This is a genomic window from Paraburkholderia caledonica, assembly GCF_000383275.1.
In the GTDB taxonomy this organism is placed as follows: domain Bacteria; phylum Pseudomonadota; class Gammaproteobacteria; order Burkholderiales; family Burkholderiaceae; genus Paraburkholderia; species Paraburkholderia caledonica.
In genome coordinates this window covers 1,137,191-1,158,781 of sequence record NZ_KB911034.1, presented here as the reverse complement: position 1 = coordinate 1,158,781, position 21,591 = coordinate 1,137,191, and the positions used below count along the sequence as shown (strand labels likewise).

Below are 21,591 nucleotides of genomic sequence, written 5' to 3'. Positions count from 1 at the left end.
CGCAACAAGGACACGACGCATGCGAAGAATGTTGATTGCCGCCGCGCTCGCATTGAGCGCTTCCGCCGCGATGGCGCAGACCACCATCCGCATCGGCCTGCAGGACGATATCGGCTCGCTCGACCCGGCCCGCAGCGTGCAGTTTGTCGACCGGATCGTGTTCGCGTCGCTGTGCAATTCGCTCGTCGATTTCGCGCCCGATCTGAAGATCGTGCCGATGCTCGCCACGTCGTGGACCACGGGCGACGACGGCAAATCGCTGACGTTCAAGCTGCGCCAGGGCGTCAAGTTCCAGGACGACGAGCCGTTCAACGCCGCCGCCGTGAAGGCGAACCTCGACCGCTACCGCACGCTGCCGACCAGCAACCGCAAGAGCGAATTGTCGTCGGTCGATCATGTGGATGTGATCGACGACAGCACCGTGAAAATCGTGCTGAAGCAGCCGGACGCCGCGCTGCTCGCCACGCTGTCGGACCGCGCGGGCATGATGCTCGCGCCGAAAACGCTGAGCGACGCGGCAAGCGTCGCGTCGCATCCCGTGTGCTCGGGGCCGTACAAATTCGTGCAGCGCGTGCAGAACGATCGCGTGGTGCTCGAGAAGTTCGCCGGTTACTGGGACGCGGACAAGTATCCCGTCCAGCGCGTGGTGTTCCAGCCGATTCCCGACAGCACCGTGCGTCTCGCGAATCTGCGCTCGGGCTCGCTGGACATGCTGGAGCGTCTCGCGCCGTCCGACGTCGCCGCCGTCAAGAGCGATGCGAACCTGCAGTTCAAGCCGGTGACGGGTCTCGGCTTCTACTACGTGACGTTCAACATCAACAACGGCCCGCGCGGTAACGGTCCGCTGAAGGACAAGCGCGTGCGGCAGGCGTTCGAGCTGTCGATCGACCGCGATGCGATCGACCAGGTGATCGGTGCGGGCATCTTCACGCCCGCGAACCAGGGCATTCCGAAATCGAGCCCGTACTACAACGCGTCGCTGCCGACCTCGAAGCGCGACGTCGCGAAGGCGAAGGCGCTGCTGAAGGCGGCGGGCCAGGAGCATCCGACCATTGAATTCGCGTATCCGAACAACACGGTCGCGAGCCAGATCACGCAGATGCTGCAGGCCATGCTCAGCGAAACGGGCATCACGCTGAAGCTGCGTCCGAGCGACTACGCGACGGAACTGAACGCAGGCCACACCGGCGACTTCGAAGCGATGTACACGGGCTGGTCGGGGCGCCTCGATCCCGACGGCAACCTGCATCAGTTCAACACCTGCGCGGGCAACCTGAACTACGCGCACTACTGCAACCAGCAGGTCGATTCGCTGCTCGATTCGGCGCGCACCAGGCAGACCCAGGCCGAGCGCAAGTCCGACTACGACGCCGCGGGTAAGATCCTCGCCGACGACGATCCCATCGTCTACATCTACGCGCAGCCCTGGCCGTTCGTGCTGTCGAAGAAAGTGCAGGGCTTCACGCCTTACGCCGACGGTCTGGTGCGCCTGCGCGGCGTGTCGATCAAGGGCTGAGCGTCATGCTGCCGATCATTGCGAATCGCCTGCTCGTGGCCGTGCCGACGCTGATCCTGGTGTCGATGCTGATTTTCGGCTTGCAGAAGCTGCTGCCGGGTGACCCGGTCCGCGCGATGGCGGGCGAGGATCAGGACCCGCAGCTGATCGCGACGCTGCGGGTCAAGTATCACCTCGATCAGTCCGTGCCGACGCAGTACGCGCTTTGGATGCGCGATGTCGCGCACGGCGATCTCGGTTCGTCTTTGCGCACTGACGTGCCCGTGCGCGCGTTGATCGCGCAAAAACTGCCCGTCACGATCCAGCTCGCGGTGATGGCGATGATTCTCGCCATTGGCATCGGCATTCCGGCGGGCGTGATTTCGGCGGCGAGCAGGGGAGGGCCGCTCGACTACGCGGCAAACATCTTCGCGCTGTCGGGCATGTCGATACCGAATTTCTGGCTCGGCATCATGCTGATTTTCATCGTGTCGGTGCGCTGGCATCTTTTGCCGTCGTCGGGTTATGTGTCACCGGGCGAGGACTTCTGGCTCAGCATCAAGACGATGCTGATGCCCGCGTTCGTGCTGGGCGCCGCGCTCGGCGCGCAACTGATGCGCCATACGCGCAGCGCAATGCTCGGCGTCTTGCGCACCGACTACATCCGCACGGCGCGCGCGAAAGGCTTGCTGCGCCGCGCCGTGGTCGTCAAGCACGCGTTCCGCAATGCGCTGATTCCCATCGTCACCGTGCTCGCGCTGCTGTTCGGCGAACTGCTCGCGGGCGCCGTGCTGACGGAGCAGGTGTTCACGATTCCCGGCTTCGGCAAGCTCGTCGTCGATGCGGTGTTCAATCGCGATTACCCCGTCGTGCAAGGCGTCGTGCTCGTCACGGCGGTCGCATTCATCGTCGTGAACCTGTGCGCGGATGTGCTCTATATCCTGCTCAATCCCCGACTGAGGCGCAGTTGATGGCTACTTCAATCGATGCCCGATCCGCGTCGGCGGCCGCCGCGTTGCCGCGTCGCCAACGCCGGGGGCTCACGCGCTTCATGCGCAATCGCGCGGCCGTGTTCGGTGCGTTTCTGGTGACGCTGATCGTGATCATGGCGTTGTTCGCACCGTGGCTCACGCACTACGACCCCGTGCAGGCGAGCTTCATGACCGTGCGCCAGGCGCCGTCGGCAGCGCACTGGTTCGGCACCGACGAACTCGGCCGCGACGTGCTGAGCCGCCTGCTGTACGGCGCGCGTGCGTCGTTGCTGGCGGGCGTCGTGTCGGTCGGCATTGCCGTCGTGCTCGGCGTGCCGCTGGGGTTGATCGCCGGTTACTTCGGCAGGTTCGTCGACGGCGTGATCTCACGCATCGCCGATGCGCTGCTGTCGATCCCGTTCCTGATTCTCGCGATCGCGTTGAGCGCGTTTCTCGGCCCGAGCCTGACGAACGCGATGGCCGCGATCGGCATTTCGGCGATGCCGCGCTTCATTCGCCTCACGCGCGGCCAGGCCATCAGCGTGAAGGCCGAAGAATATGTGGAAGGCGCGCGCGCGATCGGCCTCGATCACGCGCGGATCATGCTGCGCTACATTCTGCCGAACGTGCTGCCGCCCATCATCGTGCAGGCGAGCCTGACGGTGGCGAGCGCGATCATCGCCGAAGCGAGCCTGTCGTTTCTCGGGCTCGGACAATTGCCGCCCGCGCCGTCGTGGGGCTCGATGCTTAACACGGCAAAAGACTTCGTGAGCCAGGCGCCGTGGATGTCGATCTTTCCCGGCATCGCGATCTTCCTGGCCGTGCTCGGCTTCAACCTGCTCGGCGACGGCCTGCGCGACGCGCTCGATCCGCGCGAATCGTGATGCTTTTCGCGCGCTACGGCTTTCGATGGCGCGCGGTCGAACCAGCAAAACCACCAGAGTGACAACATGACAAGCTTCAACTGGCAGAACCCTTATCCGACGCTGCGCATGCCCGTGTTCGCACGCAACATCGTGTCGACGTCGCAGCCTCTCGCCGCGCAGGCCGGGTTGCGCATGCTGTGGAAAGGCGGCAATGCCGTCGATGCGGCCATCGCGGCAGCGGCGGCGATCACCGTCGTCGAGCCGGTGTCGAATGGACTCGGCAGCGACGCGTTCGCGCTCGTGTGGGACGGCAGCAAGCTGCACGGGTTGAACGCGTCGGGCGTCGCGCCCGCTGCGTGGAACGTCGACTATTTCAGGCGCAAATACGGCGAAAACAACGGCGTCGCCGTGCAGCCCGTGCGGGGCTGGGACACGGTGACGGTGCCGGGGGCGATCGCGGGCTGGGAAGTGCTGCATCGGAAGTTTGGCTCGCTGCCGTTCGCCGATCTGATGGAGCCCGCCATCGAGATCGCCGAGCGCGGCCATGCCGTGGCAAACGTCGTCGCGCGCAAGTGGGCGGCCGCCGTGCCCGAACTGAAGAACCAGCCGGGCTACGCCGATACGTTCATGCCGCGTGGCCGCGCGCCCGAAGTCAGCGAACTGGTGAAGATGCCGGGCCACGCCAAGACCTTGCGCATGCTGGCCGAACACGGTCCGCGCGCCTTCTACGAAGGCGAAATTGCCGAACGCATCGCGGCGTTTTCCCGCGAATGCGGCGCGGCAATGACGCTCGACGATCTGCGCAACTACCAGCCCGATTGGGTCGAGCCGATCGGCAAGAACTATCGCGGCTACACGGTGCACGAGATTCCGCCGAACGGGCAGGGCATCGCCGCGCTGATCGCGCTCGGCATTCTCGAACAGTTCGACGTGGCCGCGCTGAAGCTCGACGGCATCGAATCGCAGCATCTGCAGATCGAAGCGATGAAGCTCGCGTTCGCGGATGTGTACCGCTACGTCGCCGATCCGCGCTCGATGGAAGTGACGCCTGCGCAAATGCTCGACGACGCCTATCTGAAATCGCGTGCGAAGCTGATCGATCCGAAGCGCGCGACGCACTTCGGATTCGGCATGCCGAAGGCGGGCGGTACGATCTACCTGTCGGCGGCCGACGAGCGCGGCATGATGGTCAGCTTCATCCAGTCGAACTATATGGGCTTCGGCTCGGGCTGCGTCGTGCCTGAAATGGGCATTTCGATGCAGAACCGTGGCTGCGGTTTCTCGATGGACCCGAAGTCGCCGAATGTGGTCGAGGGCGGCAAGCGGCCGTTCCACACGATCATCCCGGCGTTCCTCACGCAGCAGGTGGACGGCAAGCAGGAAGCGGTCATGAGCTTCGGCGTGATGGGCGGCGACATGCAGCCGCAAGGGCACCTGCAAACCGTGGTGCGCATGCTCGATTACAGCCAGCAGCCGCAGGCGGCATGCGATGCGCCGCGCTGGAAGGTCAACCGCGATTTCTCCATAGATATCGAATCGACGCTCGATCCGCAGACCTCACGCGCGCTCGAAGGCCTGGGCCACACGATCAAGTCGATCGATGATCCGTATATGGATTTCGGTTCGGGCCAGTTCATCTGGAAGCTCGATCGCAACGAGCCTGAACGCGGCTATGTCGCTGCAAGCGACAGCCGTCGCGATGGGCTGGCCGCAGGGTTCTGAGCGTCGCATCGGCTCCCGGCGCGTCGCGTCGCGCGCCGACCGTTCCTGCGGCGAACCGCGAGGGCGTCAGCGGACGTCTTCGCCACCTTTACATACACACAGAAGCTCCGTTTTATTTGACATAATATAAATTATCAACGGAATGGATGTGAGTCCCAAGTTCAGATGTCGCGTTTCCGCTAAATAGAAATGTCGTATTTCGACATTAGTTTGATCGTCGACCATCCGTTTGGGAGCGCCGGCGATGAACGCGACTGGGACGATCACGATGACGATGCGTGAAGTGGATCGGTTCAAGGTCATTCAGGCCGTGACCGAGGCCCGGCTCAAGCCGGGCCAGGCGGCTGAGCGCCTGGGATTGTGTGTACGCCAGGTCGAGCGGCTGGTGCAGCGTTATGAGGCAGCCGGCGTGGCCGGACTGGTGTCGGGCAAGCGTGGCCGGCCGGGCAATCACCAGCTTCCTGCCGGCAAGGCGCAGCGGGCGCTGGCGCTGATCCGCGAGCGCTACACGGATCTGCACGCGCACGGCAAGCCAGTGGCGTTCTACAGCGACAAGGCCAGCGTTTTTTACGTGAAGCAACGCTCGGAGACGGCGGGCAAAGGCGTCACGCAGTTCGGCCGGGCCCTGTACGAACTGAACATCGACGCGTTCTGTGCGAACACGAGTCAGGCCAAGGGACGTGTCGAGCGGGCCAACCTGACGCTGCAGGATCGCCTCCTGAAGGAGCTGCGGCTGCGTGGCATCAGCACCCGCGAGGCGGCCAATGCATATGCGCCCTCCTTCATCGCCGACTTCAACCGTCGGTTCGGCAAACCGCCCAGGAGTGATCACGACGCTCACCGGGCGTTGCATGTCGACGAGGATCTGCGGCAGATCCTCGCGTATCGCGTGCCACGCAAGGTCTCTAATGCGCTGACCGTGCAGTACGACCGCGTGATGTATCTGCTCGATGACACGCCCGTCAGTCGTGCGCTGATGCATGAGTACGTCGAGGTCGTTGAATACCCTGATGGCGTCATCGAGGTCCAGGCCAGCGGTGTCACGCTGCCGTACCAGCAATACGACCGCATCACGCGCATTGATCAGGGTGCTGAGCTCGAGAACAAGCGGCTTGCAAGCGCCCTGGAGGTGGCGAGGCGCGTGCAGGCCGTGCGCGATGACCGCCGTGCCTCGGGCTCGCCGTCACGTACGCATTGCGGTGAGGAAGTACGCGCGAAGCAGGCGCTCATCGGACTGAAGAAACAGCGGGCAATTGATGTTGCCGACATCAGTCATGCTGTTCTGGAAGTCAGTGCTAAAGCAATGCGGGGACGGGGGGCGGCTGCGCCGCCCCACCCCAAAACCATAAAAAGAAACAAGGCTAAAATCGCTCTGAAACCCGACATTTCGATTTAGCTGGAGGTGCGACATTTGAAACTGGCCTCGACAATGGATGTAGCGGCAATATGAGATGTCGTGTTTCGCTGCTGATGCCGCGGACCGGCCATACCGCCGACCTTCCTATGTCGCGTGTTCGAACCTCTTGAGCGCGGTCCAGGCGCTGAAACGCGGCCGGACTCAGAGGACAGCCTCGGCCCGGGCCTCTACATTGCAAGAGAAATCGCCCATGCTCACGGCGGCGATGTGGCCGCAAGGTCTGACGAATCGGAAACGGTCTTCACCGTTCGACTACCCCGTGGAGCTCCCGACGTCTGAAAAGACCCACCACACCAACGCTAACACTTTCGACTGGAGCGCCGATTGCGCTGATCCGCGCTGACGAGCCTCTCCAGTCATGTCTATGCGGCGACCCGAACCAGTTGACGAATGTCGCTCAGCGACGACCGACGTGGGGTGCATGCATTTTGCCGTCAGCGAGAGGCAGTCCGTCGAGTTCCGATGGCCGCATCAATTACTTAATGTGCGGCTTCGATGACGCTCCAGATTCGTTCAGTGGAGTCGCCCGTGAATCGTCTGGCGATGACAGCATGGCACTTGGTGCACCGATAGTGCTCGAGAGCGAGCGTACCGTTACACTCAGCAATGCCTATCAATGTGAGGCCGTCTTGCCGTTGAACATCGACGGGGCGGCCGTCAATGTTGGCGCATATATCGCAGACTTCCAAAGTGCCTCCTCACCTCGTCGTTGACGTTATCCAGTATTCAAACTGCGATTTATGTAGCTACCCCGGCTGTCCCCTTTTTGGACATCACTGACCGCACTGGATCGACACCACTCGACGCCTTCTGCCTCCGAGCGGAACGCTGGCCCGCTAAAAGCTATTACCTTTTCCCCACTCCAAGCGTTCGCTCTACGGTGAGCGCCCAGTGCCAACCGCCGTCTTGTTCAAATATGTGAAGCGTTAAGCCGTGCGCATCCCTTGATTCCGTCATGCGCGCCTCCGCCGGTGGAAACCGGATCGACGAAAAATGCCTTACCGTTTTCCGCTTGAGCATAGGCGCAAAATTGCTGCATCACAACAATAAATTGTGGTGCCGCCTATTGATGAGCACGCGGCTTTGTGCCGTAGGCGGCCATTTGCCGCCTCCCCCGACAAGGTATTCGAGCGCCAGCTTCGCACGCAAAAATCAGCCGGACGACGGTCCGCACATACATTCCGGATGAATGCACACGTTGTAGCTCGCGTCCGCAAACTTGACAGATAAACTTGCAAGTTAATCTGTCTTGATCTACGCTTCACTCATGGCTCGCTCCCGTCAATCCACTCCGCCGCTGAAATGCGTCGTCTCTGATCTAACGCTGGCTGTCGGCCAGCTTTTGCGTCGGCTGCGCAGCACCAATCCCGGCGACCTGAACCTGTCGCAGTCCAGCGTGCTCGCGAGGCTCGAACGTGAAGGCCCCATGACCACCGCCGATCTCGCGCGCGCCGAATCGATGAAGCCGCAGTCTATGAAAACCATCCTCGCGGGCCTTGAAGAAGAGGCATGCGTCGAGCGCGAAGCGCATCCCACGGACGGCCGCCAGATCCTGTTCGCGATCACGCGCAAAGGGTTGAACGAACGCAAGCGGCGCACGGCGGCCAAACGCGAATGGCTGCTGGCGAAGATCGAACAGTTCGATCCGCAGGACGTCGCGACGCTTGCTGCGGCCATTCCCCTCATCATGCGGCTCGGCGATTCCACGCCTCCCTAGGGTTTCCGGATTCTCCAGCTTTCCTTGAAAGGACGAACCATGAGCTTCGTTGCGATCTTTTTCGCGGGTGCCTTCCTGTGCAACGCGATGCCGCATCTCACCGCAGGTCTGCGCGGCGAGGTGTTCCCTTCTCCGTTCTCGACACCGCATGGCAAAGGGCCGTCGTCGCCGCTGGTCAATTTCCTGTGGGGCATGCTGAACGCATTGATCGGTCTGGCGCTGCTGGTCCACCGTCCGTTCGCGCCCGGCGTGAACGTCGATAGCGCGGCGCTGCTCGTCGGCGTGCTAGTCATGGGTGCTTTCACATCGGTTCATTTCGGCCGTGTACGTCGCGAAGGTCTGTTTTGAGCGCGACGCAACGCGATCAGCTCGATCCGCTGGTCTGGAAAATTACCACCGTCGCCGTACTCGGCTCGCTGCTCGCGCAACTCGATGCGACTATCGTCAATGTGTCGTTGTCGGGTCTCGCGCAGCAGCCTCGCCTATCCTGACGCTGTTCCCGACGGCGCAAAAGAAGTGAATGCCGTCGCGAAATGCTGAAAGTTTGTTGTTAGTTAAGTGGTCCACTTATGACTATGCTTCTGAGGCCACACCCTGAACAGACCGCCGGGCCGAGTGGCATGCCAATCCTTCATGGGAGACGAAAGTGTCGCTCGATACGTTGTCACCGCGCGCGCCTTGCGGTGCGCGCAGGCTACCTGCTGTGTCCGTCATCGTTTCCCTTCTCGGTCTTTCGTGCGCCGCGCCGGTGGTCGCGGCCGGCATCCTGCCGCAAGGCGGCGCCTATGTGAGCGGCAGCGGCTCCATTGCCACGTCCGGCGATACGCTCACTGTCACTCAGCCGGGCTCAACGCGCGGAGTGATCGACTGGAACCGCTTTTCGATTGGCCGGAACAACACCGTCAACATCAACAACGGCAACGGCGCGACGCTCAATCGCGTGACAGGCGGCACGCCGTCGATGATCCTCGGCAAGCTGAACGCCACCGGCAGCATCTACCTGATCAATCCGCAAGGCGTAGTGGTCGGACCGCAAGGCGTGGTCACGACGGGCGGTCGCTTCGTTGCCTCCACACTCGACACCGACAACGCGTCGTTCATGGCCGGCGGCCCGCTGACGTTTTCCGGCCAGTCGACGCAACGCGTGGTGAACCTCGGCAACATCGGCTCGACGAACGGCGACGTACTGCTGATCGCCGCGAGCGAAGTCGACAACTACGGCAACATCAGCGCGCCGAACGGCACCGCCGAGATCGCGGTGGGCAACAAGGTACTGTTGCAGGACTCGTCCAGCTCGCAGCAGATGTTCGTGCAGACCGCGAGCGGTGGCGCGATCGTCAACACGGGCGCGATCGAAGCGGCGCAGGTGAATCTGCAGGCCGTCGACGGCAACATCTATGCGTTGGCCGGCAACGCCGACGTGCTGCGCGCGACCGGGACGGCCGTGCGCGACGGTCACGTGTGGCTCGTCGCGGGTCCGAAAGGACAGGTGATTCTCGCGGGCAACATCGCCGCGAAAAACGCCGACGGCAAAGGGGGCACGGTTGATATGGACACCGGGCTCTTCACGTTCTGGGGCGACTTTGCGAAAGTGGTCGCGGGTCAGTGGAACGTCACCCTGCCCGCGTACACGTTCGACAACGGCGCGTCGCGTTCTTTCACGCGCAGCCTCAACGACGGCACATCCATTTCGATGACGACCACCGGCGCCAACGGCCAGAGCGGCGACCTCATCGCAGATCAAAGCATTCAATGGACGGGCGGCGCATCGCTCTCGCTGAACGCGGCACATAGCGTGACGGTGAGCCCGGGCGTCACGTTGAGCAACCAGGGCAGCGGCGCGCTGACACTGCGCGCGGACGCAGCGAGCGTGAACAACGGCGGCAGCATCACGAACAACGGCACCATCGACTGGTCGCAGAGCACCGGCACGGTCAGCGCACTTTACGACATGAACGGCAGTTATTCGCCCGGCACCCTGCTCGCGAACAGTGCGTGGGTAGCGCCCGACTACAGTGGACTGGTTACGCAGATCACAGACTACAAGCTGGTCAATACGGTGCAGGATCTGCAGAACATCGAGAGCGATATGAGCGGCAACTACGCGCTCGGCCACGACATCGACGCGACGGGTTATGCGTTCAAGACGCTGGGCTACGTGAGCAAAACCTCGTTCACCGGTCAGTTCGACGGCATGTGGCATAGCGTGTCGCATCTCAATCCTGACATCTCGTTCATCAGTGATATTGCCGCAAACGCGGTAGTGCGCGACGTCAATCTCATCGACGCGTCGGCCGGGAATCAGGTGCCGTCGGGTCACCCTGAGGGCATTCTGGCCATGACCAATCACGGCACGGTCGTCAACGCCTTCTCCTCCGGCGTCATCGGACCGCGCAGCAACAACACGTCGGCGTCAGTAGGCGGTCTTGTGGGCAGTAACTTCGGAACAATCGCGCGTTCGGGCAGCAGTGCCACGGTCTATCCAGACAGCGGCGGTGGCGGACTCGTCTCCGACAACTACGGAACCATCACGCAGTCGTATGCGACTGGCATGGTCCAGGCGATCGCGTCGCGTAGCCCAGCGGCAGGTCTCGCCGACCACAACGTGGGCACGATCTCGCAGTCATTCGCAGCGGGGAGAGTTCTGGCATTTAATCCATTGAATGAAGGCGGAATCTGTGTGCGCTGCACAGTGCTCGGCAGCGACGTCTACTGGAATAAGGAAACGACAGGACAGGCGGAAAGCGGCGGCAATCTGCCCGCTTTGAACGGACTAACCACTGCGCAGATGAGTGACCCCAAGAGCTTCGTGGGCTGGAACTTCGGCAGCGATGGCGCGTGGGTGATGCCGGCGGGCGCCACGCATCCGGTGCTGCGCTGGCAGGTGGAACATTGAGCGGAACACGTTGCTGTGGGACTGGATCAGTACGCGATATCGTCGTCACCCTTCCCCACTCCAACCAACTGAGCCCGACGACGGCTGGCTCTGATCGACACGAAGCGGTCATACAACGCCAACAGTGCAACGTCCTGACTTAAACGGATAGCGGACCCCGCCCTGGAGATGGACGATATTCCCGAGAAGCGACCTTTGTAAGAAAGACTCTGTGGTCGATGCCAGCGAGCTAGCCTAGCGCGCCGAGGTGCACGTCTCACGAGCGATATCGGTCAATGATCTCGAAGAGTCGCTGACAGGACGTGGCGAGGTGCTGCTGAGGCGCCGTCGCAACCCCGAGCAAAAGGCCGGGTAAGGTCCACGACGGAGTCGCGAACCACACGGACAGCGGCGATGGCGCCATGCCAACGGCCATCGCTTCCCGAACGATCCGCACGTCGGGTGCGCCGTCGGGGAGTCGGAGAAGTACTGCCAGGCCGGCATTGACCCACTGCGCGTCGCGCATTCGCAACTGCTCACATAGCGCGTCGCGCTGGGCGGAATATAGACGCTTAAGCCGGCGCACGCGTCGGACATAGTGGCCGTCACGCATGAATTGAGCTGTGGCGAGTTGAACGACCGGCGATGGTGCCGGGGCGAGCGTTGCGGCAACTTCGGCGAATGCGTTGGCCAATTCGTTTGGCGCGACGACAAATCCAAGCCGCAGCCCCGGGCTAATCGTCTTGCTGAACGAACCGATGTGAACGACCCGTTTGCCCTCATCCAGCGACGCCAGCGCAGGTGCCGGCCTCCCTTGCAGTTGCAGCTCGCTGAGGTAGTCGTCCTCGATGATCCAGGCGTGGCGCGAGGCTGCCCATTCGAGCAACTGAAGCCGTCGCCTCAGCGACAGCGTCGAGCCCAGTGGTGCTTGTTGACCAGGCGTCACAACAGCTAACGCGGCGTCCGCGGCGTTCTCGATGCCATAGCCTACGTTGAGGCCTTCTGCGTCCACCGGTACCGGCACCATATTCAAGCGCGCGAGCTCCAGGCCTTTGCGGGTGACCATGAAACCGGGCTCTTCCATCCAGACCTTCCTGCCTTCCAAACCTAACACCCGCAGTGCAAGGCCTAAGCCGGAACTGTATCCGGAAGTGATAAAGATCTGCTCCGGATGGCAGTGGACGTTTCTGGCGATGGAGAGATAGCCCGCGATCTCCCTGCGCAGTTCGAATTCCCCCCTCGGATCGGGATAAAGCAGTGACGACAAGCATCCGGTCTTCAGCAGATTGGAAGAACGCGCGCGTGCAAAAAGCTGTTCCGGCAAACCCTCAAAGGCGGGAATGCCGAGCTGGAAGATCGCCGGCCCGGCATTCATCTCCTCGTAAGCCCTCATAAAGGCGCCGAGCTGCGGCGCTTGCGCCCGGGCCGTCACCGCGCGGGGCCGTGGAGCGACACGGCTGCCGCCCGCCCCGAATGTTTCGATCATCTGGGCGTCGCATAACCGTTCATATGCCGCTTGAACCGTACCGCGAGCCACCCCGAGCTGCGCCGCCAGGTCCTGCCACGAGGGCAGCCGCGTGCCGGCTGGGAGCAGTCCGGCCTCTATGGTCCTGCTAATGCTCGCGCGAATCTGTTCTGCCAGGGACAGCTTCGCTGTCCGGTCGAGCTGGATCTGAAGGTCTGGATGCATGTTCTTGGTACACACGAAATTGGTAAGTCTTGGTTCTTCTATTCGTACCGTCGATGGTACAGAATGTTCCCACCATAGCAGGTAGAAATGTGAGCCCAATAGGGAGATACCACGCCATGATCGACCGACCAATTCGAATGGTCAACCATTCGTACTTCGAACTATTCCTCCACTCATAGGATTAACCATGACCAACGCAGTCATCGAATGTATCCTGAGCCGCAGCGCCTCCAAGTACTACGAAACTGCCGCGACGTTGAGCGACGACCAGATCCGCGAACTGGTGCGAATCGGCACCTCCGCGCCGACATCGTTCCACTTGCAGAATTGGCGCTTCATCGCTGTACGCACGCCCGAGGCCAAGGCCCGGCTAAGCCCTATCGCCTGGAACCAGCCCCCGATCAGGGAGGCGGCGGTTACGTTCATCGTATGCGGCCAACTTGTTGATACGAGCGTCATACCCGAGCGCCTGGCTCCGCTAGTGGAAGCGGGTGTCATGCCCGCTGCGATGGTGCCGGAATGGGAAAACCCGGCACGCGACCTGTACATGGCGCACCCGCAGCGCCGGCGCGACGAGGCCGTGCGCACGGCCACGTTCGGCGCGTCCGCGATGATCTATGCGGGTCTCGTCTAGTGATTAGTAGGACCGCCGGTGATGTGTGGGACGCACGCGGCGGCATGATCCGCCGCTCCGAGGCGGCACACACGCTCGATTCCGCTATTGTCTTTCCGAAGCTGCCGGAGAAACTCGCATGAATATCCTGCACATCGATTGCAGTCCGCGACGCGAGTCGCACAGTCGACAGCTATCGTCGGCAGTCGTCGACAAGCTCCTCGCAATCCTCCCCGGTGCGCGTATTAGCCGCCGCGACCTGGGATATGAACCGATACCTCACGCCGGCGCCGACTATGCCGCCGCGCTCGCAACGCCCGCGTCGCTGGCTGCAGCAGGGCGTTCCGCCGACGCGCTACTTCTCGCCGAGCAGCTCATTCAGGAAGTGGAGCATTCCGATGTCGTTGTCATCGGCACGCCGATGAACAACTTCACGGTGCCGTCCGTTCTGAAGGCGTGGATCGATCAGATACTCCGTGTCGGCCGCACGATGAAGTCGACACCAGTTGGTAAGGTCGGAATGCTTCAGGACCGTCCCGTATTCGTCGCGATCGCTTCGGGTGGCGTGTTTGCTGGTGAGCGAGCTAATCAGCCGGATTTACTCACACCCTACCTCACCGCCGTACTCGGCTGCATCGGTCTGAATACAGTCCATTACCTGCCTTTGCAAGGCACGGCCTTTATCGATGAGGCTCGCGCAAAGGAACTTCGCCGCTCGCTCGTCGCGACGATCGAACCGGCGATGGTCAGCCTCGTGCAGAGCCTCGCCTGAACAAGCGTCGAGCCGGTAACTTATCAGGAATGTTTGTCCTTGCGCGTCTCAATCGTGGAAAAGCTGTCGTCGACAACGATCAGCGTATGCTGGAGCGATCCTTGTTCGGGTCATTGCGCGGCTCAGGTCTGGGGCATCTGCGTTGCGCGTGTGGACGCCGTTTGCGTGCTGTCCGGTAGGCCGATACGCCGCGGCGATTCGATCTTTCGTCCACGTGTCTATCGATCACAAGTGCCACTCAATCGCCATCGCATGATCCTCGCTTCAGCGGTAGCGGGATTCCCCGAGAAACCATCCTTTTAAAAGTACTAAAGTATGAGCACACGTATGAGCACATCGAGAAAGGTTGTTGTCGTTACCGGCGCCTCGCGCGGGATAGGTGCCTCGATCGTTCGGGCATTTCGCGAACTCGATTGTGCGGTCGTTGCTACCTCACGCTCGATCGGGCCGTCGGACGACGCGAACCTGCTCACAGTAGCCGGCGACATCGGCGACCCCGCAACCGCGCGACGTCTCATCGCCGAGGGCGTCGCACGATTTGGCAGGATCGACACGCTGGTGAACAACGCCGGCATCTACATCGGCAAGCCTTTTACCGAACACACCGCGGAAGACTATGCGGCCGTGATGAACGTGAACATGGCGGGCTTCTATCACATCACGCAGCTTGCGATCGCCGAGATGGAAAAGCATTCGAGTGGTCATGTGGTGAGTATCACGGCCAGCATCGATCAGGTCGCAATCAGCGGGGTCTACTCGGTCCTCGCGGCGCTGACGAAGGGCGGCATCAACGCGGCCACGAAGTCGCTGGCGATCGAATACGCGAAGAAGGGAATCCGCGTGAATGCCGTCGCGCCTGGAAACGTGGACACGCCGATGCACGCGCCTGAAATCCATGAAGCGCTGCGAGCGTTCAATCCCATCGGACGCCTGGGTGAAACACGCGATATCGCCGACGCCGTGGTCTTTCTCGATTCGGCACCGTTCATTACTGGAGAGATTCTGCACGTCGACGGCGGGCAAAGCGCTGGCCACTGAACCGCTCTTTTCCATGCCGAGGCCTAACGGAGCCCTATGTCCCAAGTCGATTGGCTGAGCCACCTGCTGCAAATGATCACCATCACCGGTCGGCTGGAAGTCCGTTGCGCGTATGGCGCGCCGTGGCGCGTGGCCTGGCCGCGGTCCAGTGCGCATGAAGTTCCCTATCACGTCGTGCTCAAGGGCCGGGCCATCATCGAGGACCCCGAGACAGACACGGCGCGGGCACTGGTAGCCGGCGATGTCGTGCTGCTGCCTCACGGGTCGGCGCACGTGCTGCACGACGGCAGCGGACATGCACCCGGGCCTACATGCGAACGCCGTGATTCCGCCGGATTGACGTTCAGCGAGAACGACGGCCAGGGCGAGCGTCTGGACATGCTATGCGGGCGATTTCTCATCGGACCGCCTCATGATCGGCTGATTCGCAATTACCTGCCTACGAATGTAGTAGTCCGGACTATGAAAGGTCGAGGTGAAAAGGATGCGGGGACTGCTCCAAACCACTTGGCCAGTTTCGTGGGGATGATGCGCGAGGAGTCCACGGGCGACAAGGTCGGTGGATACGCGATCGTCAATGCCCTCTCCTCGGCGCTCTTCACGCTGGTGTTGCGCGAGGCGAGCGAATCCGAGGAAGCCCCGGCAGGCCTGTTGGCACTGGCCGGCAATCCACGACTCGCACCCGCCATCTCAGCCATGTTCGCCGATCCCGCGCGGCCCTGGAACCTGCCTGAGCTAGCCGACTTATGCAGCATGTCGCGCGCCACGTTCATGCGGCACTTTCAGGACACGCTCGGATGCTCGGCCGTGGATCTGTTGACCGATATCCGCATGAGCCTCGCTGCCAACGAGTTGAAGAAACCGATGATGACCACCGAGGCCGTGGCCGAGTCGGTCGGATATCAATCGGTGTCGTCGTTCCGGCGCGTGTTCACCGAGAGGATAGGCATGACGCCGGGGCAATGGCGGCGTCTCGCGCGCAACGGCCAATAGCAGTCCCGGTGCCGGTCGCGAAACATCGCTTCGCTTTCGGTGTGCGGGTCGAGGAGGCACCAGAGGTTCGGGTCGTCTCGTCGACTTGATCCTTTTGGATACTTTATTGAGCAAATCCAGTCTCGAAAGCCGCATCGACGAGGCCTAAAGTGGAGGCTCTTAACCGCCTGACACCTCATCGACGCAACGCAGCTGATACGAGAGAGACCGACTTATGAGCGCACAAGCCTTTGAATTCGACGGACCGCACGGCTACCGGCTCGCCGGCAGACTCGAATTGCCGGACGGCCAGTCGCGTGGCTGGACGATCCTCGCCCACTGCTTTACGTGCGGCAAGGACAGCCTCGCCGCCAGTCGCGTCGCACGGGCACTCGCCGCTCACGGCATTGGCGTGTTGCGCTTTGACTTTGCCGGATTGGGCAACAGCGGCGGAAACTTTGCCGACACGACTTTCGCCGCGGACGTAGACGATCTGGTAGCGGCCGGCAACGCGATGACCAGAGACGGCAAGCCGCCATCGATTCTGGTCGGCCATAGCCTCGGCGGCGCAGCCGTCCTGATGGCCGCGGGCCAGATGTCGGGCATTCGGGCGGTGGTCACGCTGGCCGCTCCATTCGATACCGGCCATGTTCTGCATCAGTTCGCCCCGCAAAGCCTTGAAACCATCGAGACGCACGGCGAAGCGGAAGTATTGCTGGCTGGCAGGCCGTTCGTCGTGCGCAAAAGTTTCGTCGATGACCTCGCGTGTCACAACCTCGAGTCGCGGATCGCCGGGTTGCGCATTCCATTGCTGGTGCTGCATTCGCCGCTGGATTCAACGGTGGGCATCGAGAACGCCGCGCGTATTTTTGCGGCTGCGAAGCACCCGAAGAGCTTTATTTCCCTGGACGACGCCGACCACCTGCTGACGCGCCGGGCCGACGCGGATTATGCGGCCGCAATGATCTCGACCTGGGCCAGCCGGTATCTGATTTCCTAATTTGAATGACATGTGCTCCGCAAGGAGCCGAAGCAATCGTACGCCTGAATCCACCCCTCTACAGACAGGAATCCTTATGAAAAGCGAAATCACCATGACCAACCCCGTTATCGAATGCATTCTGAGCCGCAGCGCGGCCAAGTACTACGATCCAGCCGCGACCTTGAGCGACCAACAGATCCGCGAGCTCGTGCGGATCGGCACGAGTGCGCCGACATCGTTCCACTTGCAGAACTGGCGCTTTATCGCGGTACGCACGCCCGAAGCCAAGGCGCGACTAAGCCCGATTGCGTGGAACCAGCCCGCGGTCAAAGATGCAGCCGTCACTTTCATCGTTTGCGGCCAACTGGTCGAAACGAGTGTGATACCGGAGCGTCTCGCACCGTTGGTCGAAGCGGGCGTCATGCCCGCAACCATGGTGCCAGAGTGGGAAATCCCCGCACGCAATCTGTATATGGCGTACCCGCAGCGCCGTCGTGACGAGGCCGTGCGCACCGCCACTTTCGGCGCGGCGGCAATGATCTATGCGGCCCGCTCGATGGGCCTGGGTTCAACGCCGATGATCGGTTTCGATGACGAAGCCGTACACCGCGAGTTCGGACTGGCCGCGGACGAAGTACCGGTTCTTCTGTTGTCCGTAGGAGCAGAGCGAGCCGGAAACTGGGCGCAGAAGCCGCGCCGTCCCGTGGCAGAGGTGCTGGACCTGGTGTGAAGTGAAAGACAAGCACAAGGCGTCTGCTGCTTAAAGGGCAAACCCGCTTCGACCCATAGTCTGGGAGCGAAGCAAACCAACGGATGGTCTCCCAATGACCGTTCTCAATCTGTAAGACCAGTAAATTAAGGAGGACTACGATGGCAAGGACTACTACTTTAACGCCGAGTCAGGTGCCGGCCGATTCGAAGCCGACGCTCGATGCGTTCACCAAAAATATCGGCTTCACGCCGAACATGATGGCGAGCTTCGCGCAAAGCCCGATCGCCTTCAACGCATGGGCCACGTTGCTCGGTTCGCTGAGCAAAGCACTCGACGTGAAGACGCGTGACAGCATCGGCCTCATTGTCTCGGAAGTGAACGGCTGCAACTACTGCCTGACGGTGCACAGCTTTACCGCCGAGCATATGGCGAAGCTGCCGGCCGATGAAATCATTCTCGCCCGCAAAGGACATGCTGCCGACCCGAAGCGCGACGCCGCGGTTGTGTTTGCGCGCAAGGTCATCGAGACCCGCGGGCAAGTCAGCGACGCCGATCTGAAAGCGGTCCGCGATGCCGGCTACACGGATGCAAACGTGATGGAGATCGTCGCGCTGGTGGCCATGTACTCGCTGACGAACTTTTTCAATAACGTGTTCGATCCCGAGAAGGACTTTCCCCCGGTTACGCCGGCCGGCTCGATCTGAACTTTATTCCCTCGTCTGCGAGGGAATAGGGAAACGAGGCGGAAGAGCCGGTCATACCCCGGCTCAGCCCCGCTCGCTTTACTCAGGAGAACACGCATGACACTCGATCATCCGATTTTCGCGCGCTGGCCGGCGCGGCACCATGATCGGCTCCAGCTCTTTTCGTTACCGACGCCCAATGGTGTGAAGGTCGGCATCATGCTGGAGGAAGCGGGTCTTGCGTATGAGGCGCACCGCATCGACATCATGGCAAATGAGCACCATGATCCGGCCTTTCTCGCCCTCAATCCGAATGGGAAGATTCCGGCGATCTTCGACCCGGACGGTCCCGGTGGACGGCCGCTCGCATTGTTCGAATCGGGAGCGATCCTGATCTATCTCGCCGAGAAGACCGGACAACTCCTCTCGACCGATCCCGTTACTCGCTTCGAGACCATCCAGTGGCTGATGTGGCAGATGAGCGGTGTCGGGCCAATGTTCGGCCAGGTTGGCTTCTTCAACAAATTCGCCGGCAAGGCGTATGAGGACAAGCGCCCGCGCGACCGCTATGTCGCCGAATCAGCGCGGCTGCTGACTGTTCTTGACGAACGGCTCGCGGGTCGCGACTGGGTAATGGGCGCTGACTACAGCATCGCCGATATTTCATTGCTCGGCTGGGTGCGCAACCTGATCGGCTTTTATGAAGCACGTGAGCTTGTCGGTTTCGACCGCTTCTCGCATGTCGGGCACTGGTTCGAGCGCGGTCTTGCGCGTCCGGCGGTGCAGCGCGGGTTAGCAGTGACTGCGGCCTGAAGCAAGGCCGTTGAAACGTTTTGCGTAGCGCAAAGCCGCTCAAATTCTTTTCAAGCGAGGATATCCGTGATCGAAATCAACGCCGACGCAGAGGCGATCATCAAGCGGGCGATATTGTCATTCGTCGCGACAGTCAACGAGGACGGAACGCCGAATCTTTCGCCGAAGGCATCGTTGACGGTCAGGAACGGCGTTCTGTACTTCGCCGATATCGCCTCCCCTTCGACGATACGAAACCTGAAGCGCAGTCCCGCCGTGGAGATCAACGTAATCGACATCTTTGAGAGGCGCGGTTATCGATTCAAAGGTCATGCGTCGATCCTGCCGCCAGGCGATGACGGGCACTCGATGATCGCGGACTGGGTCCGCGCGACCAACGGCCTCGAGTATCCCGTTGATCACGTCGTCAGGATCGAAACCATTTCGATCACTCCGCTGCTGTCACCGGCGCATGTATTCGCCGAGCCTGCTCGAAGTCAGGATGAAATCAGGAACACCTACTATCAGAAGTACGGTGTGGAACGCATCGGCGAATAGGCAGAAGTACTCGTCCCAAGCCAGGAGAAATCTATGCTATCGGTTCAGATCAAAGCCATTGAAAAGAACGACTTTGATATTTGGCTTCCTCTGTGGAAAGACTATCAGCGATTTTACGAAGTGGATATCCCCGAGTCGGTGACACTCGAAACATGGGCGCGCTTCGTGGACCCGATGGAGCCGATGCATGCGGCGCTCGCCATGATGGGCGAACACGCGTTCGGACTGGTGCATTCGATCTACCATCGATCCACCTGGACAACAGCCAGCTACTGTTATCTGCAAGACCTGTTTGTGGCGACCGATGCGCGTGGCGGCGGCATCGGCCGCGCACTGATCGAGCATGTTTATGCGGACGCGAAACGCCGCGGGGCAGCGCGTGTGCACTGGCTGACACACCAGACCAACGCTGCCGCCATGCGGCTTTACGAAAGCGTCGGCGATCGCTCGGGTTTCGTTCAGTACCGAAAACTGTTCACCTGAAAATTTCCATGCGGAGAGGTTCTCAGGACTCCTGCGACACATCAAGCAGCCCCGCGTTTATTTGATCGTTTTGAGCATTTTATAGAGCGATCGCAGTCTCGAAACCGGCATCGGGCAAGCCTAAAGTGAATGCTGTTAATGACCGACCCACAACCTGAATTGGAAACCCAACATGTCTATTCGCACAGATCAGCTCCGTTTTCAAATCGCCGAGAGAAGCGCAGGATCGCTCTCCAGTCTGGCTCTGCTCAGATGGGCGCTTGTCATCGTCTTTCTTTGGTTCGGTGCAATGAAATTCACCGCCTACGAAGCCAACGGCATCGCTCCATTCATCACCCACAGCCCGATCATGAGCTGGTTGCACTCCGTATTCGGAGTTCGAGGGGCAAGCGACGTTATCGGCGTACTCGAACTGTCGACTGCAGCAGCGCTGACTATCGGGGCCTTCCTGCCCATTTTCTCGGCGTTGGGTGCAGCCATGTCGGCCGCGACCTATTTCATCACGCTCACCTTCTTCCTGAGCACGCCAGGAGTGGCAGAAGCGACAGCGGGTGGGTTTCCGGCGATTTCAGCCTTGCCTGGCCAGTTCCTTCTTAAAGATGTCGTTCTACTGGCTGCATCGCTTTCTCTCCTTGTGGCGTCCATCCAGGCCTCGCGGGCTAACGCTCACAATTCGTGACGTGGATGAACTTTCAATAACGCGATTGCCGACACCGCGAGAAGCATCCCACCCATGAAGATGAAGAGGAAAACAAACGTGAAAGAGTCCGCTGAGATCGGCGACAGAATCGCCGACAAATCTTCACAGCCCGACGAGCGCACTATCCGCGACTGGATGGGGCCAGAGGCGTTCGAGCATTGGGTCGAACTGCGGACCTGGATCGAGGCCTCCTATCCTGGTGTTTTTGCGCCAGACTGGTTGTATGGTGGCAAGAAACGTGGTTGGTCACTGCGATACAGAAAGACCAAGGCGCTCTGCACTCTGTTGCCGGCATACGGGCTGTTGTCGGTTCTGGTTGTCCTGGGACGAGCTGAACGGGAGAAATTCGAGGCGCGGCGTTATTTGTGGAGCCCACGGTTGGTGAAGCTCTACGATGAAGCCCGCGCCTACCCTGACGGGAAATGGCTGACTGTTCCGATTTCATCCGCGGACGATCGGCATGAGGTGACCGAGCTAATCCGTATGAAGCGCCCTACGCTGTCACGCGGGTGAATGTCGGGGAAGTTTTGCAA

General features: G+C 61.2%; 23 protein-coding genes and 2 pseudogenes. 23 read left to right on the top strand and 2 right to left on the bottom strand.

Going from position 1 to position 21,591, the window contains the following annotated elements; translation table 11 throughout:
* Positions 1 to 19 precede the first annotated feature (19 nt).
* The 6 genes from H281_RS0105340 to H281_RS37555 all read left to right on the top strand — a co-directional run bounded on the left by H281_RS0105340 (position 20) and on the right by H281_RS37555 (position 6,750).
* Positions 20 to 1,516, top strand: a complete 1,497-nt coding sequence (locus H281_RS0105340) for an ABC transporter substrate-binding protein (RefSeq protein WP_027804307.1) — start codon at positions 20 to 22, stop codon at positions 1,514 to 1,516.
* Positions 1,517 to 1,521: 5 nt separating this feature from the next.
* Positions 1,522 to 2,466, top strand: coding sequence for an ABC transporter permease (locus H281_RS0105335; protein WP_020066045.1), 945 nt, complete (start codon positions 1,522 to 1,524; stop codon positions 2,464 to 2,466).
* Positions 2,466 to 3,350, top strand: a complete 885-nt coding sequence (locus H281_RS0105330) for an ABC transporter permease (protein ID WP_020066044.1) — start codon at positions 2,466 to 2,468, stop codon at positions 3,348 to 3,350. Before H281_RS0105335 ends, H281_RS0105330 begins: the two co-directional genes overlap by 1 nt.
* 66 nt (positions 3,351 to 3,416) lie before the next feature.
* Complete coding sequence (locus tag H281_RS0105325; RefSeq protein WP_020066043.1) at positions 3,417 to 5,054, top strand: gamma-glutamyltransferase family protein; 1,638 nt, start codon at positions 3,417 to 3,419, stop codon at positions 5,052 to 5,054.
* A gap of 244 nt (positions 5,055 to 5,298) precedes the next feature.
* Positions 5,299 to 6,450, top strand: coding sequence for a helix-turn-helix domain-containing protein (locus H281_RS0105320; RefSeq protein WP_027804306.1), 1,152 nt, complete (start codon positions 5,299 to 5,301; stop codon positions 6,448 to 6,450).
* A 90-nt stretch (positions 6,451 to 6,540) separates the two neighbouring features.
* Positions 6,541 to 6,750, top strand: a complete 210-nt coding sequence (locus tag H281_RS37555; protein WP_123282634.1) for an ATP-binding protein — start codon at positions 6,541 to 6,543, stop codon at positions 6,748 to 6,750.
* 436 nt (positions 6,751 to 7,186) lie between these two features.
* Here the strand turns inward: H281_RS37555 and H281_RS37615 are convergent.
* Positions 7,187 to 7,428: pseudogene (locus H281_RS37615) on the bottom strand (hypothetical protein).
* Positions 7,429 to 7,738: 310 nt separating this feature from the next.
* On the opposite strand from H281_RS37615, the gene H281_RS0105315 reads away from it, so the two are divergent.
* The 4 genes from H281_RS0105315 (at position 7,739) to H281_RS0105300 (ending at position 11,084) form a co-directional block, all read left to right on the top strand.
* Complete coding sequence (locus H281_RS0105315) at positions 7,739 to 8,188, top strand: MarR family winged helix-turn-helix transcriptional regulator (protein ID WP_020066040.1); 450 nt, start codon at positions 7,739 to 7,741, stop codon at positions 8,186 to 8,188.
* Between the two features lie 39 nt (positions 8,189 to 8,227).
* The gene (locus H281_RS0105310) at positions 8,228 to 8,536 is read left to right on the top strand and encodes a hypothetical protein (protein ID WP_020066039.1); all 309 of its coding nucleotides are present in this window, start codon (positions 8,228 to 8,230) and stop codon (positions 8,534 to 8,536) included.
* Positions 8,533 to 8,679: a hypothetical protein gene (locus H281_RS36745; protein WP_020066038.1), complete on the top strand. Its 147-nt coding sequence runs from the start codon at positions 8,533 to 8,535 to the stop codon at positions 8,677 to 8,679. Before H281_RS0105310 ends, H281_RS36745 begins: the two co-directional genes overlap by 4 nt.
* A 212-nt stretch (positions 8,680 to 8,891) precedes the next feature.
* Positions 8,892 to 11,084: a two-partner secretion domain-containing protein gene (locus H281_RS0105300; RefSeq protein WP_123282633.1), complete on the top strand. Its 2,193-nt coding sequence runs from the start codon at positions 8,892 to 8,894 to the stop codon at positions 11,082 to 11,084.
* Positions 11,085 to 11,340: 256 nt separating this feature from the next.
* On the opposite strand, the gene pdxR is transcribed toward H281_RS0105300, so the two are convergent.
* On the bottom strand, positions 11,341 to 12,753 hold the full coding sequence (gene pdxR, locus H281_RS0105295) for a MocR-like pyridoxine biosynthesis transcription factor PdxR (protein WP_020066036.1): 1,413 nt from the start codon (positions 12,751 to 12,753) through the stop codon (positions 11,341 to 11,343).
* Between the two features lie 187 nt (positions 12,754 to 12,940).
* Here pdxR and H281_RS0105290 point away from each other — a divergent pair.
* From H281_RS0105290 to H281_RS0105235, 13 genes and pseudogenes are all read left to right on the top strand, one after another.
* Positions 12,941 to 13,375 (top strand): annotated as a pseudogene (locus H281_RS0105290) (nitroreductase family protein); the annotation flags it as partial.
* 130 nt (positions 13,376 to 13,505) lie between these two features.
* Positions 13,506 to 14,138, top strand: a complete 633-nt coding sequence (locus H281_RS0105285; RefSeq protein WP_020066033.1) for an FMN-dependent NADH-azoreductase — start codon at positions 13,506 to 13,508, stop codon at positions 14,136 to 14,138.
* A gap of 33 nt (positions 14,139 to 14,171) precedes the next feature.
* Positions 14,172 to 14,441, top strand: coding sequence for a DUF3331 domain-containing protein (locus H281_RS35860; protein ID WP_084690017.1), 270 nt, complete (start codon positions 14,172 to 14,174; stop codon positions 14,439 to 14,441).
* Between the two features lie 24 nt (positions 14,442 to 14,465).
* Positions 14,466 to 15,176: an SDR family NAD(P)-dependent oxidoreductase gene (locus H281_RS0105280; RefSeq protein WP_020066032.1), complete on the top strand. Its 711-nt coding sequence runs from the start codon at positions 14,466 to 14,468 to the stop codon at positions 15,174 to 15,176.
* Positions 15,177 to 15,212: 36 nt separating this feature from the next.
* Positions 15,213 to 16,169: an AraC family transcriptional regulator gene (locus H281_RS0105275; RefSeq protein ID WP_020066031.1), complete on the top strand. Its 957-nt coding sequence runs from the start codon at positions 15,213 to 15,215 to the stop codon at positions 16,167 to 16,169.
* 214 nt (positions 16,170 to 16,383) lie between these two features.
* Complete coding sequence (locus H281_RS0105270) at positions 16,384 to 17,148, top strand: alpha/beta hydrolase family protein (RefSeq protein ID WP_020066030.1); 765 nt, start codon at positions 16,384 to 16,386, stop codon at positions 17,146 to 17,148.
* Positions 17,149 to 17,224: 76 nt separating this feature from the next.
* A complete protein-coding gene (locus H281_RS0105265; protein ID WP_020066029.1) occupies positions 17,225 to 17,860 on the top strand; it encodes a nitroreductase family protein in 636 nt (211 codons plus the stop codon).
* Between the two features lie 140 nt (positions 17,861 to 18,000).
* On the top strand, positions 18,001 to 18,546 hold the full coding sequence (locus H281_RS0105260) for a carboxymuconolactone decarboxylase family protein (protein ID WP_027804305.1): 546 nt from the start codon (positions 18,001 to 18,003) through the stop codon (positions 18,544 to 18,546).
* Between the two features lie 96 nt (positions 18,547 to 18,642).
* Positions 18,643 to 19,338 (top strand): glutathione S-transferase N-terminal domain-containing protein, encoded by a 696-nt coding sequence (locus tag H281_RS0105255; protein ID WP_020066027.1) that lies wholly within the window; start codon positions 18,643 to 18,645, stop codon positions 19,336 to 19,338.
* A gap of 66 nt (positions 19,339 to 19,404) precedes the next feature.
* Positions 19,405 to 19,875: a pyridoxamine 5'-phosphate oxidase family protein gene (locus H281_RS0105250; protein WP_020066026.1), complete on the top strand. Its 471-nt coding sequence runs from the start codon at positions 19,405 to 19,407 to the stop codon at positions 19,873 to 19,875.
* A 33-nt stretch (positions 19,876 to 19,908) separates the two neighbouring features.
* A complete protein-coding gene (locus H281_RS0105245) occupies positions 19,909 to 20,358 on the top strand; it encodes a GNAT family N-acetyltransferase (RefSeq protein ID WP_020066025.1) in 450 nt (149 codons plus the stop codon).
* A gap of 172 nt (positions 20,359 to 20,530) precedes the next feature.
* The gene (locus H281_RS0105240; protein WP_020066024.1) at positions 20,531 to 21,037 is read left to right on the top strand and encodes a YkgB family protein; all 507 of its coding nucleotides are present in this window, start codon (positions 20,531 to 20,533) and stop codon (positions 21,035 to 21,037) included.
* Between the two features lie 54 nt (positions 21,038 to 21,091).
* On the top strand, positions 21,092 to 21,571 hold the full coding sequence (locus H281_RS0105235; RefSeq protein ID WP_020066023.1) for a DUF3788 domain-containing protein: 480 nt from the start codon (positions 21,092 to 21,094) through the stop codon (positions 21,569 to 21,571).
* The last annotated feature ends 20 nt before the right edge of the window (positions 21,572 to 21,591 follow it).

What these genes read in the sequence shown, in the direction of transcription:
- H281_RS0105235 (WP_020066023.1), top strand. Translation starts at nt 21,092, where the DNA reads ATGAAGATGAAGAGGAAAACAAACGTGAAAGAGTCCGCTGAGATCGGC.
- H281_RS0105320 (WP_027804306.1), top strand. Translation starts at nt 5,299, where the DNA reads ATGAACGCGACTGGGACGATCACGATGACGATGCGTGAAGTGGATCGG.
- H281_RS0105245 (WP_020066025.1), top strand. Translation starts at nt 19,909, where the DNA reads ATGCTATCGGTTCAGATCAAAGCCATTGAAAAGAACGACTTTGATATT.
- H281_RS0105330 (WP_020066044.1), top strand. Translation starts at nt 2,466, where the DNA reads ATGGCTACTTCAATCGATGCCCGATCCGCGTCGGCGGCCGCCGCGTTG.
- H281_RS0105260 (WP_027804305.1), top strand. Translation starts at nt 18,001, where the DNA reads ATGGCAAGGACTACTACTTTAACGCCGAGTCAGGTGCCGGCCGATTCG.
- H281_RS0105285 (WP_020066033.1), top strand. Translation starts at nt 13,506, where the DNA reads ATGAATATCCTGCACATCGATTGCAGTCCGCGACGCGAGTCGCACAGT.
- H281_RS0105340 (WP_027804307.1), top strand. Translation starts at nt 20, where the DNA reads ATGCGAAGAATGTTGATTGCCGCCGCGCTCGCATTGAGCGCTTCCGCC.
- pdxR (WP_020066036.1), bottom strand. Translation starts at nt 12,753, where the DNA reads ATGCATCCAGACCTTCAGATCCAGCTCGACCGGACAGCGAAGCTGTCC.
- H281_RS0105315 (WP_020066040.1), top strand. Translation starts at nt 7,739, where the DNA reads ATGGCTCGCTCCCGTCAATCCACTCCGCCGCTGAAATGCGTCGTCTCT.
- H281_RS0105335 (WP_020066045.1), top strand. Translation starts at nt 1,522, where the DNA reads ATGCTGCCGATCATTGCGAATCGCCTGCTCGTGGCCGTGCCGACGCTG.
- H281_RS0105310 (WP_020066039.1), top strand. Translation starts at nt 8,228, where the DNA reads ATGAGCTTCGTTGCGATCTTTTTCGCGGGTGCCTTCCTGTGCAACGCG.
- H281_RS0105270 (WP_020066030.1), top strand. Translation starts at nt 16,384, where the DNA reads ATGAGCGCACAAGCCTTTGAATTCGACGGACCGCACGGCTACCGGCTC.
- H281_RS0105265 (WP_020066029.1), top strand. Translation starts at nt 17,225, where the DNA reads ATGAAAAGCGAAATCACCATGACCAACCCCGTTATCGAATGCATTCTG.
- H281_RS0105240 (WP_020066024.1), top strand. Translation starts at nt 20,531, where the DNA reads ATGTCTATTCGCACAGATCAGCTCCGTTTTCAAATCGCCGAGAGAAGC.
- H281_RS0105280 (WP_020066032.1), top strand. Translation starts at nt 14,466, where the DNA reads ATGAGCACATCGAGAAAGGTTGTTGTCGTTACCGGCGCCTCGCGCGGG.
- H281_RS0105325 (WP_020066043.1), top strand. Translation starts at nt 3,417, where the DNA reads ATGACAAGCTTCAACTGGCAGAACCCTTATCCGACGCTGCGCATGCCC.
- H281_RS0105255 (WP_020066027.1), top strand. Translation starts at nt 18,643, where the DNA reads ATGACACTCGATCATCCGATTTTCGCGCGCTGGCCGGCGCGGCACCAT.
- H281_RS0105275 (WP_020066031.1), top strand. Translation starts at nt 15,213, where the DNA reads ATGTCCCAAGTCGATTGGCTGAGCCACCTGCTGCAAATGATCACCATC.